Raw genomic sequence first — 16,377 nt, forward strand, 5'->3', positions numbered from 1 at the left:
CTGTTTTATTTTTCAGGTTCAATGGGCGCGGGCCTGGGTGACGCGGTCGACGAGGTAGACCAGCCCGTGATAATCGATGCCGCCGTGCAGGCTCAGGCCGATCTCGCAGGTGCGGCTGGTGGAGATGCCTTCGCTGCAGTGTTGCACCGCGTCCTTGAGGCTGCGCAGTGAGTGGGCGTTGAGTTCCGGGGTGGTGAAGCCTTTGTCGCCGGCGAAGCCGCAGCAGTGAATGCCTTCGGGGATGACGACGGTCCTGGCGCAGCGTCGGGCGAGGTCGATCAGCGCCTGGCTTTCGCCCAGGTGCTGGGTGCTGCAGGTGACGTGGACGGCAATGGGCGCTTCCTGCGGCGTGAAGTCGAGGCGGTCCATGAGGTGGGTGCGGATGAAACGTACGGGGTCGTAGAGGTCCAGGCGTGTCTCGCCCAGGTCTTGCGTCAGGCGCAGGGTGCACGGGCTGGTGTCGCAGTAGATCGGGTCGAGGCCGCCACGGCTGGCGTGGAGCAGGGCGCCGATCAGTTCCTGGCGCTTGTGTTCGGCCTGTTCGGCATAGCCTTTGGAGGCGAAGGGTTGGCCGCAGCACAGGTTGTCCTGGTGGTCGGGGAAGACGACCTGGTAACCGGCTTTTTCCAGCAGACTACGGGTTTTGTCGTACAGCGACATTTGCTCTTTATCCCCCGCCGCCGGGCCCATGGCGCGTGAGACGCACGCCACCAGGTAGACCACCCGTGGTCGCTCGTCGGTGACGGCCGGGCTGAAGCGAATGGCTTTTTCCGGCTGTGGCATGGCGTTGGTCCACTGCGGGACTTGCCCCTTGGACAGCCGGGTGACGGTGGCCGATAACTTCGCCAGGCGCGGGGCGCCCAGCAGCATGCGTGCGCCGTTGGCGACGTGCAGGGTAAAGCGCGCGCCTTGCAGCGCGGTGGCGAAATGGGTGGCGAGCCATTCAGCGGTTTTCGTACGGTCGGCATCGCGGCTGCACAGCTTTTTCACCAGGTCGCCGGTATTGATGCCTACAGGGCAGCGTTGGGCGCAGAGCCCGGTCGCGGCGCAGGTGTCGATGCCTTGGTAGTGGAAGGCCGCTTCCAATTCGGTGGTGTCGACGCCGGTGCGTTGTTTGGCCTGGATGTCGCGCCAGATCACAATGCGTTGGCGCGGGCTCAGGGTCAGGCCTTTCGACGGGCATACCGGCTCGCAGAACCCGCATTCGATGCACTTATCCACAAGCTCATCGGCGGCGGGCAGGGGCTTGAGGTGTTTGAGGTGAATCTGCGGGTCTTCGCTGAGCACCACGTCCGGGTTGAGGATGCCGTTGGGGTCGAGCAGGCGCTTGAGCTGCCACATCAGTTGATAGGCATCGCTGCCCCATTCCAGTTCGACGAACGGCGCCATATTGCGACCGGTGCCGTGTTCGGCTTTCAACGAGCCACCGAATTCCACCGCCACCAGTTGGGCCACGTCGTCCATGAACGCTTGATAGCGTGCGATTTCTTCCGCGCTGTTGAAGCCTTGGGTGAAGACGAAGTGCAGATTGCCTTCCAGGGCGTGTCCGAAAAGGATGGCTTCGTCGTAGTGGTGTTTGTCGAACAGTTCGATCAAACGGTTTACACCGATGGCCAGCTGCTCGACGGGGAAGGTGACGTCTTCGATGATCACGGTAGTGCCGGTTTTGCGTACGGCGCCCACGGCGGGGAAGGTGTCCTTGCGAATCGCCCAGAGCCGGGCGTTTTCCAGCGGGTCTTCGGTGAAGTCGACCTGCTTCTCCACCGCAAAAGAGGCAAGTGAGGCCATGATCAGCGCCAGTTGTTCATGCAGTAATGAAGGAGACGCGGCGCGGGATTCGATCAGCAGCGCGCAGGCATTTTCCGACAGTTGCTGTACGAACGCCGGCATGCCCGGTTTGTTGTGTACCGAGCGCAGGCTGCGCCGGTCCAGCAGCTCAACGGCCGACACCGGCTGGGTTTTCAGCACGGTGACCGCGTTGCAGCAGGTCTCGACGTCCGGGAATACGATGAGTGCCGAGGCTTTGTGCGGGTGATCGATCACTGTGTGGTAGGTCACGGCGCTGATAAACCCCAGCGTGCCCTCGGACCCCACCAGTAAATGGCTGAGGATATCCAGCGGGTCATCGAAATCCACCAGGGCATTCAGTGACAGGCCGGTGGTATTTTTCAGACGGTATTTGTGGCGAATTTTTGCCGCCAGTTCGGCGTTTGCCCGCGTCTCCCGGCCCAGTGTGGCCAGGCGTTCTAGCAGCGCGCCATGGGTGTGGCGGAAGGCCTGGACGCTGGCGGGGTCTTCGGTGTCGAGGCGGCTGCCATCGGCCAGGACCAGACGAATGCCTGCGAGGGTGTGGTAGGTATTTTGCGCCGTCCCGCAGCACATGCCACTGGCGTTGTTGGCAACGATGCCGCCGATCTTGCAGGCGTTGATCGACGCCGGGTCCGGCCCGATCTTACGCCCGAATGGCGCAAGCCAGGCGTTGGCCTGAGCGCCGATGACGCCGGGTTGCAGGCGGATCTGCAGGCCTTGCTCGCGAATTTCGCGGCCATTCCACTGATCACCCAGCACGATCAGCACCGAGTCGCTGATGGCCTGGCCGGACAAGCTGGTGCCCGCCGCGCGAAAGGTCACGGCGACGCGGTCGCGCTGGGCCAGTTGCAGCAGCGTGACCACTTCGTCTTCCGACTCCACGCGTATCACCAGCTGTGGGATCAATCGGTAAAAGCTGGCATCGGTGCCGAAGGCGAGGGTGGAAAGTGGATCGTCAAAACGACGATCCTTCGGGATCAGTTGTGCGACGTCGCTCAGGAATGCGGCAGGCAGGCTCATCGGTCCTCCAGAAATAGCTGACGCCGGAACCGTTGTCCGGCGTCGATTCTTACCCTATTGCGTGCAGGTCTCAGTGCACCAGCATACCGGTGAACCAATACGCCTGTGCCAGGGTGATCAGCCCGACGATCGTGGCAAAGAACAGGCTGTGTTTAAGGGTGAAGCGGAACAGGTCGGATTCCTTGCCGACCAGGCCGGTCGCGGCACAGGCCACGGCGATCGATTGTGGCGAAATCATTTTGCCGGTCACGCCGCCACTGGTATTCGCCGCCACCAGCAAGGTGTCGTTGACGCCGATCTGGTGGGCGGTGGTGGCCTGCAACGAGCTGAACAGTGCATTGGACGAGGTGTCCGAGCCTGTCAGGAAAACGCCGAGCCAGCCGAGGAACGGTGAGAAAAACGGGAAGGCCGCGCCGGTGCCGGCCAGCACCAGGGCCATGGTCGAGGACATGCCCGAGTAGTTGGTGACAAAGGCGAAGGCCAACACCATGCCGATGGACAGGATCGGCCAGCGAAGCTCGTAGAAGGTCTCTTTTAAAGTGGTAAGACCAGTTTTTACGTCTATTTTCAATACCACCATCGAGATCAGCGCGGAGAAAAAAATCGCGGTGCCGGTTGCAGAAATCGGGTCCAGCTTGAATACCGCCGGTATGGCGGTGGGGTTGGTGACGATAGGCGCGACTTTGATTACCAGTTGGTCCAGGTGCGGGATCGCAAAGTTGAACACCCAGCTGTACATCGAGCCGCCGGCGGCGAACATCGCCTTGAAGGGTTTGAGGGTCCAGATGGTCACCAGCACGGTGAGTATCAGGAAGGGCGACCACGCCTTGAAAATCTGCCCCAGGCTGTACGGCGAAACCAGGGTGTTGCGCGGCAAACCGAAGCCACCGGCGCTGGCGGTAACCGCCGTGCTCGAGGTGGCGCCGGCAATCTGCGCGCCGGCGCTGCGTTTGGGTTGCCAGACTTTGAGGAATAAAGTCAGGGCGATCAGGCTGGCCAGTGCCGAGGTGATGTCGGGCAGTTCCGGGCCGATGAAGTTGGAGGTGAAGTACTGAGTGACGGAAAAGCTCAGGCCCGCCACCAGGGCTGCGGGCCAGGTCTCGCGAACGGCGCGCAGGCCGTCCATCATGAACACCAGCCAGAACGGCACGAACAGTGACAGCAGGGGCAGTTGGCGACCGGTCATGGCGCCGATCTTGAAGGCGTCGATGCCGGTGACCTGGCCCGCCACAATGATCGGGATACCCAACGCACCGAAGGCGACCGGGGCGGTGTTGGCAATCAGGCACAGGCCGGCGGCGTAGAGCGGGTTGAAACCCAGGCCGACCAGCAGGGCGGCGGTAATGGCCACGGGCGCACCGAAACCGGCCGCCCCTTCGAGGAAGGCGCCGAAGCAGAAGCCGATCAGCAGTACCTGCAGGCGCTGGTCGTCGGTAATCGACAGGACTGAGCTGCGGATCACTTCGAACTGGCCGCTCTTGACCGTCAATTTGTAGAGAAATACCGCCGCCACGATGATCCATGCAATCGGCCACAAGCCATAGGCGAAGCCGTAGCCGGCGGCGGCCAGGGCCATGTCCACCGGCATCTGGAAGGCGAAAATCGCCACCAGGATCGACAGCGCCAGCGTGATGCTGCCGGCCACGTGCCCCTTGAGGCGGAATACAGCCAGGGCCAGGAAGAAAAATACGATGGGGATAACGGCGGCCAGTGCGGATACACCGAGACTGCCAAGAGGGCTGTAGAGCTGTTGCCAGGTTTGCATATGGGGTGGCCCCTGATTGTTGTTGTTTATACGCTCTGGATAATTGGTAATACCAATTTACAGTCGCTGTGGGCTAGATTAAGAGGCTTGGCAGGGGGGTGTCAATTTGCCGCTCAGGAAACTTTGGTCGTACGAGTGGGTGTGCGGCGTTCTGATCGGGATAATCCGAGGCGTTCTGATAGGTGCCGGGAGCGCGGCGATAGGCCAGAATAGAGAGCCCGGCGCGTGGTCGGGATGGTGGAGAGCGGGTTATGGGGTTTGATCAGGTGCGTCAGCGCCGTTTGTCTGACGATATTGTCGAGCAGCTCGAGGGCATGATCCTTGAGGGCACGTTGAAGTCGGGCGAGCGCTTGCCGGCCGAGCGCGCATTGGCTGAACAATTTGGTGTGTCGCGCCCGTCGCTGCGAGAAGCGATTCAGAAGCTGGCGGCCAAAGGGTTGTTGGTCAGTCGTCAGGGCGGCGGCAACTATGTGGTGGAATCCCTGGGGTCAACCTTCAGTGACCCTTTGTTGCATCTGCTGGAAAACAATCCTGAAGCGCAGCGGGACTTGCTGGAATTTCGCCAGACGCTTGAGGCTTCCTGTGCTTATTACGCGGCATTGCGGGCAACGGAAGTGGACCGTGAGCGGCTGACGGCGGCGTTTGAGGCGTTGCAGCATTGCTACGCGCGCGTCGATGAGGTGAGTCGAGTGGAGGAGGGCGCGGCAGATGCGCGGTTTCACCTGGCCATTGCCGAGGCCAGTCATAACGCCGTGCTGCTGCACACCATTCGCGGGCTGTTCGATCTGCTCAAGCGTAACGTGGTGACTAACATTGGCGGCATGTATCAACAGCGCACCGAGACCCGCGACATGCTGATCAGCCAGCATCGCGATCTGTATCTGGCCATTATTGAAGGGCGGGCCGAGCAGGCGCGGGAGATCTCAACGCGTCACCTGCTGTATGTGCAGGAAGTGCTGGAGGAGGTTCGTCAGGAGGTTCAGCGCGTGGCTCGGGCGGAGCGACGTAAAGGCATGTAGCCTCGGGCGAGTTGCCCGAAGCCGCATCGTCACAAGGCTAGTCTTCCTTGCCTTTGTTACGCACTGCGCGATGCAATTCGCGATTGGAGTCGCGCTCGCGTTCGGTATCGCGTTTGTCGTATTCCTTCTTGCCCTTGCCCAGCGCAATTTCGCACTTGACCAGGTGCTTGCTCCAGTACCAGGACAAGCAGATGCAGGCGTAGCCTTTCTGTTGCACTGCCGCAGCGAGTTTTTCCAGCTCGCGGGCATTGAGCAGCAGCTTGCGCGTGCGCACCGGGTCGGCAATTACATGGGTGCTCGCGGTGGTCAGCGGGGTGATATGACTGCCAAGCAGCCACGCCTCGCCATCCTTGAGCAGCACATAGCTGTCGACCAGCTGCAGCTTGCTGGCACGCAGACTTTTTACTTCCCAGCCGGCCAGGACCAGACCAGCCTCGAACCGATGCTCGATGAAGTAATCGTGTCGCGCCTTTTTATTTTGCGCGATGGTCCCTGTTGGGTGTTTCTTTTGTTTAGCCATAGGGGCGGCATTATAGGGAGTTGCGAGCGTGTCGGCTACGGTCAACCTGCGTGCTTGAGCGTGTTGGACGAATCCCGGACAATGCGGGCAGTTCTCTGGTTTTTTTCTCTCGCGGATCTGGCTGTTGTTTCGCGATGTTTGCCCGCTCAGCTGTGGAAATAACGCTCACATGACGACGCATATTCAACGTTCGGCCCTGCTGCCGTATCCCGCACAGGCGCTCTATGACCTGGTCAACGACGTGGCGCGTTACCCGGAATTCCTGCCGTGGTGCTCCACCGCCGAGGTTTTGGAGGGCGATGACGGGTACATGGTTGCCAGCGTCGGCGTAGCCAAGGGTGGGCTTAGCCAGCATTTTGTTACGCGCAATGTGCTGGTGCCTGGAAAATCCATCGAGATGAATCTGCAGGAAGGCCCGTTCACCCAGTTGCATGGGGTCTGGGTATTCAAGGCGCTGACGGACAAGGCCTGCAAGATCAGCCTGGATCTGTCGTTCGATTACGCAGGGCCGATCGTCCGCGCGACATTGGGGCCTTTGTTCAATCAGGCGGCGAATACGCTGGTGGATGCGTTCTGCCAGCGGGCCAAGCAACTGCATGGTTGAGATTGAAGTGGTGCATGCCACCGTTGATCGCCAGGTTTTATTGCAGGTGAAGGTTCCGGCGGGCACGAGCCTGAGGGCGGCGGTGCAAATGTCGGGAATGGCTGAGCGGTTTCCGCAATGCATGCTGTCTGACTGCCCGCTGGGGATCTTCGGCAAGGTGGTTTCGGACGCTGATGCGCGTGTTGTGCAGCCAGGTGATCGAATTGAGATCTACCGGCCGTTGCTGGCAGATCCCAAGGAAATACGCCGGCAGCGTGCGGCCAGGGCGGCGAAGACCAGGCAGCAAAACTCATAAATCCTTCAGACAACAAAAAGCCCGGCATGCCGGGCTTTTTGTTGAGTGTTGCTTTGTTACTGCGGGCTGGTGTCCAGAGGCTGTGGCGTCGGGACAGGCACGGTTTCCACGCCATCGACGTCTTTCTGGATCTGGTCCAGCAAGGAGCCTGGCTTGGCCGGCACCTCGGATTTCGGCTTCTCGGCTTCCTGCGCAGGGGCGGTCACGCTGGTGCCGCTGTCCTTGCCCAACAGCGCTTCATCGCGGCTTACGCCAGGCATGAAGTCACCGGACAGGCTGACAAGCTGGTCATTGCCATTGAAAATGACACTGACGCGCTCCTGCTGGCGCTCACCGCCGCCAGGCTGGAGGCTGTAGAGATAATCCCAGCGATCGGCATGGAAAGTGTCGGTCAGCAGGGGATTGCCCATGATAAACCTTACTTGCCGTCGGGTCATTCCCGGGCGTAACTGGTCTATCATGTCCTGCGTGACGACATTGCCCTGCTGGATGTCGATTTTGTAAACCCCGGGGAATGAACAACCGGCGAGTGCGAGCAGTCCCACAAAGGTGAAACTGGTTAGCAAGAGCTTGGTGTTTTGCATCGGTGGGCGACTTCCACTATCTTGGCTGGGACAACGTAAACGCCGATCATACCCGTATTAAGAGAAGCTGCGAAGCAGCATCCGCGAGAAAGCTAACCATGGTTGAAAATAGCGAACTACGCAAAGCCGGTCTCAAAGTGACTCTGCCCCGAGTCAAGATTCTACAAATGCTCGATTCTGCTGAGCAACGCCACATGAGTGCCGAGGACGTTTACAAGGCGCTGATGGAGTCTAATGAAGACGTCGGCCTGGCCACGGTTTACCGTGTCCTGACCCAGTTTGAAGCCGCAGGGCTGGTGGTTCGTCATAATTTCGACGGCGGTCATGCAGTGTTTGAATTGGCCGACGGCGGGCATCACGACCACATGGTTGACCTGGATACCAATGAGGTTATCGAGTTCACCAGCCCTGAGATCGAAGCGCTGCAGCATAAGATCGCTGAGGAGCATGGCTTCGATTTGGTTGACCATAATCTGGTGCTGTACATCCGTAAGAAAAAGTAAAAATCGACGCAGATTTGCTCTGCGCAACGATCGAAGGCGACCCCAGGGTCGCCTTCGTGCTTTATATAAGAGGGAAAATGCTCGCTCAGGCCTTCGCTGCTACGACCATCTTCTTCGCGTGCGCCAGGGACTCCTTGGTCAAATCAATACCGCCGAGCATCCGCGCCACTTCTTCCACGCGCTCCGACTTGTTCAGCTTGGACACGGCCGTGCGCGTCGCATCACTGCCCCGCACTTTGTGCACGAACAAATGCTGATGCCCCTGGGCCGCCACTTGCGGTAAGTGGGTCACCGTCAGCACCTGGCCGCGATCGCCCAGACGGCGCAACAACTGACCAACAATCTCGGCAGTCGGCCCGCCAATGCCCACGTCCACTTCATCGAACACCAGAGTCGGTACGCGCGAGGTTTGCGCCGTGATGACCTGGATCGCCAGGCTGATCCGTGACAGCTCGCCGCCGGAGGCGACTTTTGCCAGGGCTTTGAGCGGTTGCCCCGGGTTGGCGCTGACCAGCAGCTCTACCTGTTCCAGTCCGTGGGGTTGCAGTTCATGGCTGGTATTGGCGTGCAGCTGGATGGTGAAGCGGCCGCCGGGCATGCCCAGGCGCTGGATTTCCTGTTCCACGGCACCGGCCAGGCGGGTAGCGGCCTGTTGGCGAAGGTCGCTCAGCTCACGAGCCTTTTCCTGATAATGGCGGGCGAAGGAGGCGAGTTCTTCGCCGAGGCGCTCAATGGACTCGTCGTTCGCGTTCAGGGTCTCGATTTCATCCAGCAGCTTTTGTTGCATTGCCGCCACTTCGGTTGGCTGGATTCGATGTTTGCGCGCCAGGGTGTAGATAGTGTCCAGGCGCTCTTCTATTACCTGCAGGCGCGCCGGGTCGGCATCGAAATGATCGAGGAAGCGGTTCAGCTCGCCGACCGCTTCCTCCACCTGGATCTGCGCGCTGGTCAGCAGGGTGGTGGCTTCACTCAGTGAGCCGGAGGCGTTAGTCACGCTGGACAGGCGATTGAGGCTGGCGGTCAGTGCATTAAGCACATTGCCGGAATCACTTTCGCTGCATTGCTCGATCACCTGGCGACAGATGCCCAGCAATGTCTCGGCGTTGGTCAGGTTCTTGTGTTCCTGTTCAAGCTGTTCCAGTTCGGTCTCGCCCAGGCCCAGGCTTTCAAGCTCTTCGAGTTGATAGCTGAGCAGTTGGTGGCGAGCGCGTTGCTCGTCGCCGGAATTGGAAAGGCGTTCCAGTTCCTGGCGCGTCTGGCGCCAGCGTTGGGCGGCCAGGTGGACCTGGCGGGCAAGTTCGGTGGCGCCGGCGTACTCATCCAGCAGGCGGCGATGGGTGTCGGTTTTCAACAGGGACTGGTGCTCATGCTGGCTGTGGATATCAATCAACAGTTCACCCAGGGCTTTCAAGTCGCCAAGGGGGCAGGGCGTGCCGTTGATGTAGCCGCGTGAGCGTCCTTCGGCGGTGATCACCCGGCGCAGGATGCACGGCCCTTCGTTATTGAGGTCGCGCTCGGCCAGCCAGGCCTCGGCCTCGGGAATATCCGCCAGATCGAATGTGGCCAGGATGTCGGCCTTGTCGGCGCCGGGGCGCACCACGCCACTGTCGGCGCGGTCCCCGAGCGTCAGGCCCAGGGCGTCGAGCATGATCGACTTGCCGGCGCCGGTCTCGCCTGTGATTACGCTCATGCCGCGATCCAGTTCGAGATCCAGATGTTCAACGATGGCGTAGTTATGTACGGACAGGTGCACGAGCATGACGGCCGCTCCCAGGCTTTAGGTCTGGTTATTTATACAGTGTTTTGTTTGAGGCTGACAATCCTGGCGCTTAGCTCGATTTGCTTGATCGGGTGCTTTTTTTAGCTCAATAAGGAATGTAGGGGCAGGAAATGATCCGAGACATGCGAAAGACTTTTGGTAACGTCCGCGCCCTTGAACCTGAAAATTGTGGCCCCATATACCGGAACAGAAGCGCGAGTTGAGTTCGCGCATGATTTTGAAAGGAGAAAGCTATGGCTGACGAACAGACGCAGGATACGCAAACGCCAGACGCCAATTCGGCTGCCGGTGATGAGCTGGGTACTCGTGTGCAAGTGCTCGAAGAGCAATTGGCCGCAGCGCAGGATCAGTCGTTGCGTGTTGCCGCCGATCTGCAGAACGTCCGCCGCCGTGCCGAGCAGGACGTAGAGAAGGCTCACAAATTCGCCTTGGAAAAATTCGCCAACGACCTGCTGCCGATTATTGACAGCCTGGAGCGTGGCCTTGAATTGTCCAATCCGGATGACGAAAACATCCGCCCGATGCGCGAGGGGATCGAACTGACCCTGAAAATGTTCCAGGACACCCTGAAGCGTTATCAGTTGGAAGCCATCGATCCACTCGGCGGTGAGCCGTTCAACGCGGAGCACCACCAGGCGATGGCGATGCAGGAAAGCCATGACCTGGAGCCCAACAGCGTATTAAAGGTATTTCAGAAGGGCTATCTGCTCAACGGTCGCTTGTTGCGCCCGGCGATGGTGGTGGTGAGCAAGGCTCCCGCACCTGTTTCGCCATCTATTGATGAGCAGGCTTGAAATCCGCCGCAAGGCCCCCATTTATAAGTCAAGCGATTAAGTGCTACCGCAGTTAGCCACAACTGCTGCGGCAACCAAATTCAAGTTTCGGGAGAGTCAAACATGGGCAAGATTATCGGTATCGACCTGGGGACCACCAACTCGTGCGTCTCGGTCATGGAAAACGGCAAGGCCAAAGTTATCGAAAACGCTGAAGGCGCGCGTACCACGCCGTCGATCATCGCTTACGCCAACGATGGCGAGATCCTGGTCGGTCAGTCGGCCAAGCGTCAGGCCGTTACCAACCCGCACAACACCCTGTACGCGGTAAAACGGCTGATCGGTCGCAAGTTCGACGAAGAAGTCGTACAGAAAGACATCAAGATGGTGCCTTACAAAATCGCCAAGGCCGACAACGGTGACGCCTGGGTTGAAGTGAACGGCAACAAGATGTCCGCACCGCAGATCTCGGCTGAAGTCTTGAAAAAGATGAAAAAGACTGCCGAAGACTACCTCGGTGAAACCGTGACCGAAGCGGTCATCACTGTTCCGGCCTACTTCAACGACAGCCAGCGCCAGGCAACCAAAGACGCCGGCCGCATCGCGGGTCTGGACGTAAAACGTATCATTAACGAACCTACCGCAGCGGCCCTGGCCTACGGTATGGACAAGGCCAAAGGCGACCACACTGTGATCGTTTATGACCTGGGCGGTGGTACTTTCGACGTCTCCGTCATCGAGATCGCAGAAGTTGACGGCGAGCACCAGTTCGAAGTGTTGGCCACCAACGGCGACACGTTCCTGGGTGGTGAAGACTTCGACATCCGTCTGATCGACTACCTCGTTGACGAATTCAAGAAAGAAAGCGGCATGAACCTCAAGGGTGATCCGCTGGCGATGCAGCGCCTGAAAGAAGCTGCCGAGAAAGCCAAGATCGAACTGTCGTCGAGCATGTCCACCGACGTGAACCTGCCGTACATCACTGCAGACGCGACCGGTCCCAAGCACTTGAACGTGAAGATCTCGCGCGCCAAGTTGGAAGCACTGGTTGAAGACCTGGTTCAACGTACCATCGAACCATGCCGCATTGCGCTGAAAGACGCCGGTATCGACGTTGGCGCGATCAACGACGTGATCCTGGTCGGCGGCCAGACCCGTATGCCGCTGGTGCAGCAGAAAGTCACCGAGTTCTTCGGTAAAGAAGCACGTAAAGACGTGAACCCGGACGAAGCGGTTGCCATGGGTGCTGCGATCCAGGGCGCGGTATTGGCCGGTGACGTGAAAGACGTGCTGCTGCTGGACGTCAGCCCGCTGACCCTGGGTATCGAAACCATGGGTGGCGTGATGACCGCGCTGATCGAGAAAAACACCACGATTCCTACCAAGAAATCCCAGGTGTTCTCGACTGCCGACGACAACCAGGGCGCCGTGACCATTCACGTGCTGCAAGGCGAGCGCAAGCAAGCTGCGCAGAACAAATCCCTGGGCAAGTTTGACCTGGCCGAGATTCCACCAGCACCCCGTGGCGTGCCACAGATCGAAGTGACCTTCGACATCGACGCCAACGGTATCCTGCATGTTGGCGCGAAAGACAAGGCGACCGGCAAAGAGCAGAAGATCACCATCAAGGCCAACTCCGGCCTGTCTGATGAAGAAATTCAACAGATGATTCGTGATGCTGAAGCCAACGCTGATGCGGACGCCAAGTTTGCCGAGTTGGCGGGTGCCCGTAACCAGGGTGACGCGCTGGTTCACTCGACGCGCAAAATGGTTGCTGATGCTGGCGACAAGGTGACTGCCGAAGAGAAAACTGCAATCGAAGCCGCTGTAGTTGCCCTGGAAGCCGCTATCAAAGGCGACGACAAGGCCGCTATCGAAGCCAAGGTTGAGGAGCTGTCGAAGGTGTCCGCGCCAGTGGCCCAGAAAATGTACGCCGAACAAGGCCAGCCGGCTGAAGGTGCTGCGCAGCAAGCAGAGCCTGAAGCCAAGCACGACGATGTTGTCGATGCCGAGTTCGAAGAAGTCAAAGACCAGAAGTAACTTGGTCGCCCGGTTGACCGCTCACAAGCGGTGACTGGTAGGATGTCGCCGCGCGGGAGCTTGCTCCCGCGTTGGCGTGTCTGGGGTATGCGAATTTTTACAGTATGCGACAGCGTTTGGGTGCTGGCGGTGTGGCCGGGAATGCTCCTGCTTTCCGAGCAGTAAATACCGCGTTTTTAGTCGGGTGGCCGGCTAAAAAGTAGTAATGACCAGGATCGTTGAATTGACGTGAGTTGGGTCCGGGCCTGCATTGGGGCTCAACGAGTTTGGCGAGGCTCAGGAGGGTCTGGCTGAACGTCCTTAAGAGTGCAAAGACTTATGGCAAAGCGTGACTATTACGAAGTATTGGGTGTGGAGCGCGGGGCTAGCGAGGCGGACCTGAAAAAGGCTTACCGTCGCCTGGCGATGAAGCACCACCCGGACCGTAATCCGGATAGCAAAGAATCCGAAGAAATGTTCAAAGAGGCCAATGAGGCCTACGAATGTCTGTCTGATCCCAACAAACGTGCAGCCTACGACCAGTATGGGCATGCCGGTGTCGACCCGAGCATGGGCGGCGGCGGTGCCGGTTTTGGTGGTCAGAACTTCTCCGATATTTTCGGTGACGTGTTCAGTGATTTCTTTGGCGGTGGCCGTGGTGGCCAGCGTGGCGGGGCCCAGCGTGGCAGCGACCTGCGCTATACCCTGGAATTGAACCTGGAAGAAGCCGTGCGCGGCACCAGTGTCAACATCCGTGTACCGACGCTGGTCAACTGCAAGCCGTGCGACGGCTCGGGTGCCAAGAAGGGCTCTTCGCCCATCACCTGCCCGACCTGCGGCGGTATCGGCCAGGTGCGGATGCAGCAGGGCTTCTTCTCGGTGCAGCAAACCTGCCCGCGTTGCCATGGTCAGGGCAAAATCATTTCCGATCCGTGCGACTCCTGCCATGGCGAAGGTCGTGTCGAAGAGTACAAGACGCTGTCGGTGAAAGTGCCGGCGGGCGTGGATACCGGCGACCGCATTCGTCTGTCGGGTGAAGGGGAAGCCGGTACTCAGGGTGGGCCTACGGGCGACCTGTACGTGGTGATCAATGTGCGCGAGCACTCGATCTTCCAGCGTGATGGCAAGCATCTGTTCTGTGAAGTGCCGATCAGCTTCGTCGATGCGGCCCTGGGTGGTGAGCTGGAAATTCCGACGCTGGACGGTCGGGTCAAGCTCAAGATTCCAGAGGGTACGCAGACCGGCAAACAGTTCCGTATCCGTGGCAAAGGCGTTGCGCCGGTGCGCGGTGGCGGGGCCGGCGACCTGATGTGTCGCGTGGCGGTAGAAACGCCGGTCAACCTGAATCGCCGTCAGCGTGAGCTGCTTGAAGAGTTCCGCAGTTCGTTGGAAGGTGATGACTCTCACTCGCCGAAAACCACGGGCTTTTTCGATGGTGTGAAGCGTTTCTTCGGCGACCTGTAAGGAATTGAGTATGCGACGTATAGCCGTAATGGGCGCTGCCGGGCGCATGGGCAAGACGCTGGTCGAAGCCGTGCAGCAGCGCTCGCCGGCGTCCGGGCTGACCGCGGCGATCGTGCGTCCGGGCAGCACGTTGATCGGTGCGGATGCGGGTGAGTTGGCCTCACTGGGCCGTATCGGCGTTTCGTTGTCCGGTCATCTGGCGCAGGTGGCCGACGAGTTCGACGTGTTGATCGATTTCACGCTGCCGGAGGTGATGCTGGAAAACCTGGCGTTCTGTCGCAAGGCAGGCAAGGCAATGGTGATCGGTACCACCGGTTTGACGGTTGAGCAGAAGCAGTTGCTGGCTCAGGCGGGCAAGGATATCCCGATCGTCTTTGCGGCGAACTTCAGCGTAGGCGTGAATCTGTCCCTCAAGCTGCTGGATATGGCGGCTCGCGTATTGGGTGATGAGGCGGATATCGAGATTATCGAAACCCATCATCGTCACAAGATCGATGCGCCGTCCGGGACTGCCTTGCGGATGGGCGAGGCCATCGCCGATGCGTTGGGGCGTGACCTGTCCAAAGTGGCGGTGTATGGCCGTGAAGGGCACACCGGTGCCCGTGCGCGCGACACCATTGGTTTTGCCACTGTACGCGGTGGTGATGTGGTCGGTGATCACACTGTGCTGTTTGCCACTGAGGGCGAACGCCTGGAAATCACGCACAAGGCTTCCAGTCGCATGACGTTTGCCAAGGGCGCGGTGCGCGCTGCGCTCTGGCTGGAAGGGCGCGAGCCTGGCCTGTACGACATGCGTGATGTGCTCGACCTGCACTAATCGGTAGCTTAAACAGGGCCTCAAGCTTATGCTTGGGCCCCGTTTTACCCGCTAAGCGACGCCCTGTCGCATTCCCCTGCCTTTCAGGCTCATTAGCGGTGGACCAAAAAAGCCTTTTTCTGTAAGCTACAGCTTTAGTGTGTCCACTAAAAGCGCGCAGAATAATTCAGTGAAGAAGCGGGGTGACGTGTCCATACGTCACTCCGCTTTTTTGCAACCTGCGATCGCCCCTTCAGGCTTTATTTACGGGAGGTCTTCTTGACTAAGCCAGCCATACTCGCCCTTGCTGATGGCAGCATTTTTCGCGGCGAAGCCATTGGAGCCGACGGTCAAACCGTTGGTGAGGTGGTGTTCAACACCGCCATGACCGGCTATCAGGAAATCCTTACCGATCCTTCCTACGCCCAACAGATCGTTACCCTGACCTATCCGCACATCGGCAACACCGGTACTACACCGGAAGACGCCGAGTCTGATCGTGTCTGGTCGGCCGGTCTGGTGATTCGTGACCTGCCACTGGTTGCGAGCAACTGGCGTAACACGATGTCGCTGTCCGATTACCTGAAAGCCAACAACGTCGTGGCGATCGCCGGTATCGATACGCGCCGCCTCACGCGCATCCTGCGTGAAAAAGGCTCGCAGAACGGCTGCATCATGGCCGGTGAGAATATCTCCGAAGAGGCCGCGATTGCCGCAGCGCAAGGGTTTCCTGGCCTGAAAGGCATGGACCTGGCGAAAGTCGTCAGCGTCAAAGAGAAGTACGAATGGCGCTCCACTGTCTGGGACCTGAAGACCGACAGCCACGCGACTATCGAGGCCGCCGACTTGCCTTATCACGTTGTGGCCTACGACTACGGCGTGAAGTACAACATCCTGCGCATGCTGGTTGAGCGCGGCTGCCGCGTGACCGTGGTGCCGGCGCAAACCCCGGCCAGCGATGTACTCGCCCTGCAACCGGACGGCGTGTTCCTGTCCAACGGCCCTGGTGACCCGGAGCCATGCGACTACGCGATCCAGGCGATCAAGGACGTGCTGGAAACCGAGATCCCGGTATTCGGTATCTGCCTGGGCCACCAGTTGCTGGCCCTGGCCTCGGGCGCCAAGACCCTGAAAATGGGCCACGGTCACCACGGTGCCAACCACCCCGTGCAGGACCTGGACACCGGCGTTGTCATGATCACCAGCCAGAACCACGGTTTTGCGGTGGATGAGGCGAGCCTGCCTTCGAACGTGCGCGCCATTCACAAGTCGCTGTTCGACGGTTCCCTGCAAGGCATCGAGCGCACCGACAAGAGCGCGTTCAGCTTCCAGGGTCACCCTGAAGCCAGCCCGGGCCCGAACGACGTAGCGCCGCTGTTCGACCGTTTCATCAATGAGATGGCCAAGCGACGCTGACTGAGCGGCC

Annotated in this window: 14 protein-coding genes; 9 read left to right on the top strand and 5 right to left on the bottom strand. The window is 59.6% G+C overall.

Going from position 1 to position 16,377, the window contains the following annotated elements; translation table 11 throughout:
• Positions 1–18 precede the first annotated feature (18 nt).
• The gene (locus tag BFP89_RS02825; protein WP_065883921.1) at positions 19–2,829 is read right to left on the bottom strand and encodes an FAD-binding and (Fe-S)-binding domain-containing protein; all 2,811 of its coding nucleotides are present in this window, start codon (positions 2,827–2,829) and stop codon (positions 19–21) included.
• 70 nt (positions 2,830–2,899) lie between these two features.
• Positions 2,900–4,594: a lactate permease LctP family transporter gene (locus tag BFP89_RS02830; protein ID WP_065883922.1), complete on the bottom strand. Its 1,695-nt coding sequence runs from the start codon at positions 4,592–4,594 to the stop codon at positions 2,900–2,902.
• Positions 4,595–4,845: 251 nt separating this feature from the next.
• Between BFP89_RS02830 and BFP89_RS02835 the strand changes: the two genes are divergently transcribed.
• Positions 4,846–5,613 carry a GntR family transcriptional regulator gene (locus BFP89_RS02835; RefSeq protein ID WP_065883924.1) on the top strand — a complete coding sequence of 256 codons (768 nt, stop codon included), beginning with the start codon at positions 4,846–4,848 and terminating at the stop codon, positions 5,611–5,613.
• Positions 5,614–5,650: 37 nt separating this feature from the next.
• On the opposite strand, the gene smpB is transcribed toward BFP89_RS02835, so the two are convergent.
• Positions 5,651–6,133 (bottom strand): SsrA-binding protein SmpB, encoded by a 483-nt coding sequence (smpB, locus tag BFP89_RS02840; protein WP_003235073.1) that lies wholly within the window; start codon positions 6,131–6,133, stop codon positions 5,651–5,653.
• 169 nt (positions 6,134–6,302) lie between these two features.
• On the opposite strand from smpB, the gene BFP89_RS02845 reads away from it, so the two are divergent.
• Positions 6,303–6,737, top strand: coding sequence for a type II toxin-antitoxin system RatA family toxin (locus BFP89_RS02845; RefSeq protein ID WP_065883925.1), 435 nt, complete (start codon positions 6,303–6,305; stop codon positions 6,735–6,737).
• Positions 6,730–7,032 (top strand): RnfH family protein, encoded by a 303-nt coding sequence (locus BFP89_RS02850; protein WP_065883927.1) that lies wholly within the window; start codon positions 6,730–6,732, stop codon positions 7,030–7,032. The genes BFP89_RS02845 and BFP89_RS02850 overlap by 8 nt, the downstream gene beginning before the upstream one ends.
• 56 nt (positions 7,033–7,088) lie before the next feature.
• Here BFP89_RS02850 and BFP89_RS02855 read toward each other — a convergent pair whose 3' ends face one another.
• Complete coding sequence (locus BFP89_RS02855; protein WP_057725005.1) at positions 7,089–7,616, bottom strand: outer membrane protein assembly factor BamE; 528 nt, start codon at positions 7,614–7,616, stop codon at positions 7,089–7,091.
• A gap of 98 nt (positions 7,617–7,714) precedes the next feature.
• Here BFP89_RS02855 and fur point away from each other — a divergent pair, with 98 nt between their 5' ends.
• Positions 7,715–8,119: a ferric iron uptake transcriptional regulator gene (gene fur, locus BFP89_RS02860; RefSeq protein ID WP_003194220.1), complete on the top strand. Its 405-nt coding sequence runs from the start codon at positions 7,715–7,717 to the stop codon at positions 8,117–8,119.
• Between the two features lie 85 nt (positions 8,120–8,204).
• On the opposite strand, the gene recN is transcribed toward fur, so the two are convergent.
• The gene (recN, locus tag BFP89_RS02865; RefSeq protein ID WP_065883929.1) at positions 8,205–9,878 is read right to left on the bottom strand and encodes a DNA repair protein RecN; all 1,674 of its coding nucleotides are present in this window, start codon (positions 9,876–9,878) and stop codon (positions 8,205–8,207) included.
• Positions 9,879–10,132: 254 nt separating this feature from the next.
• On the opposite strand from recN, the gene grpE reads away from it, so the two are divergent.
• The 5 genes from grpE (at position 10,133) to carA (ending at position 16,367) form a co-directional block, all read left to right on the top strand.
• On the top strand, positions 10,133–10,693 hold the full coding sequence (grpE, locus tag BFP89_RS02870; RefSeq protein ID WP_065883931.1) for a nucleotide exchange factor GrpE: 561 nt from the start codon (positions 10,133–10,135) through the stop codon (positions 10,691–10,693).
• A gap of 102 nt (positions 10,694–10,795) precedes the next feature.
• Complete coding sequence (gene dnaK, locus BFP89_RS02875) at positions 10,796–12,712, top strand: molecular chaperone DnaK (RefSeq protein ID WP_065883933.1); 1,917 nt, start codon at positions 10,796–10,798, stop codon at positions 12,710–12,712.
• Between the two features lie 318 nt (positions 12,713–13,030).
• Positions 13,031–14,155 (top strand): molecular chaperone DnaJ, encoded by a 1,125-nt coding sequence (gene dnaJ / locus BFP89_RS02880; RefSeq protein ID WP_065883934.1) that lies wholly within the window; start codon positions 13,031–13,033, stop codon positions 14,153–14,155.
• A 10-nt stretch (positions 14,156–14,165) separates the two neighbouring features.
• The gene (gene dapB, locus BFP89_RS02885; RefSeq protein ID WP_057725010.1) at positions 14,166–14,972 is read left to right on the top strand and encodes a 4-hydroxy-tetrahydrodipicolinate reductase; all 807 of its coding nucleotides are present in this window, start codon (positions 14,166–14,168) and stop codon (positions 14,970–14,972) included.
• A gap of 258 nt (positions 14,973–15,230) precedes the next feature.
• Complete coding sequence (carA, locus tag BFP89_RS02890; protein WP_065883936.1) at positions 15,231–16,367, top strand: glutamine-hydrolyzing carbamoyl-phosphate synthase small subunit; 1,137 nt, start codon at positions 15,231–15,233, stop codon at positions 16,365–16,367.
• Positions 16,368–16,377 lie beyond the last annotated feature (10 nt).

The sequence above is a fragment of the Pseudomonas sp. 31 R 17 genome (genome assembly GCF_900004915.1).
In the GTDB taxonomy this organism is placed as follows: domain Bacteria; phylum Pseudomonadota; class Gammaproteobacteria; order Pseudomonadales; family Pseudomonadaceae; genus Aquipseudomonas; species Aquipseudomonas orientalis_A.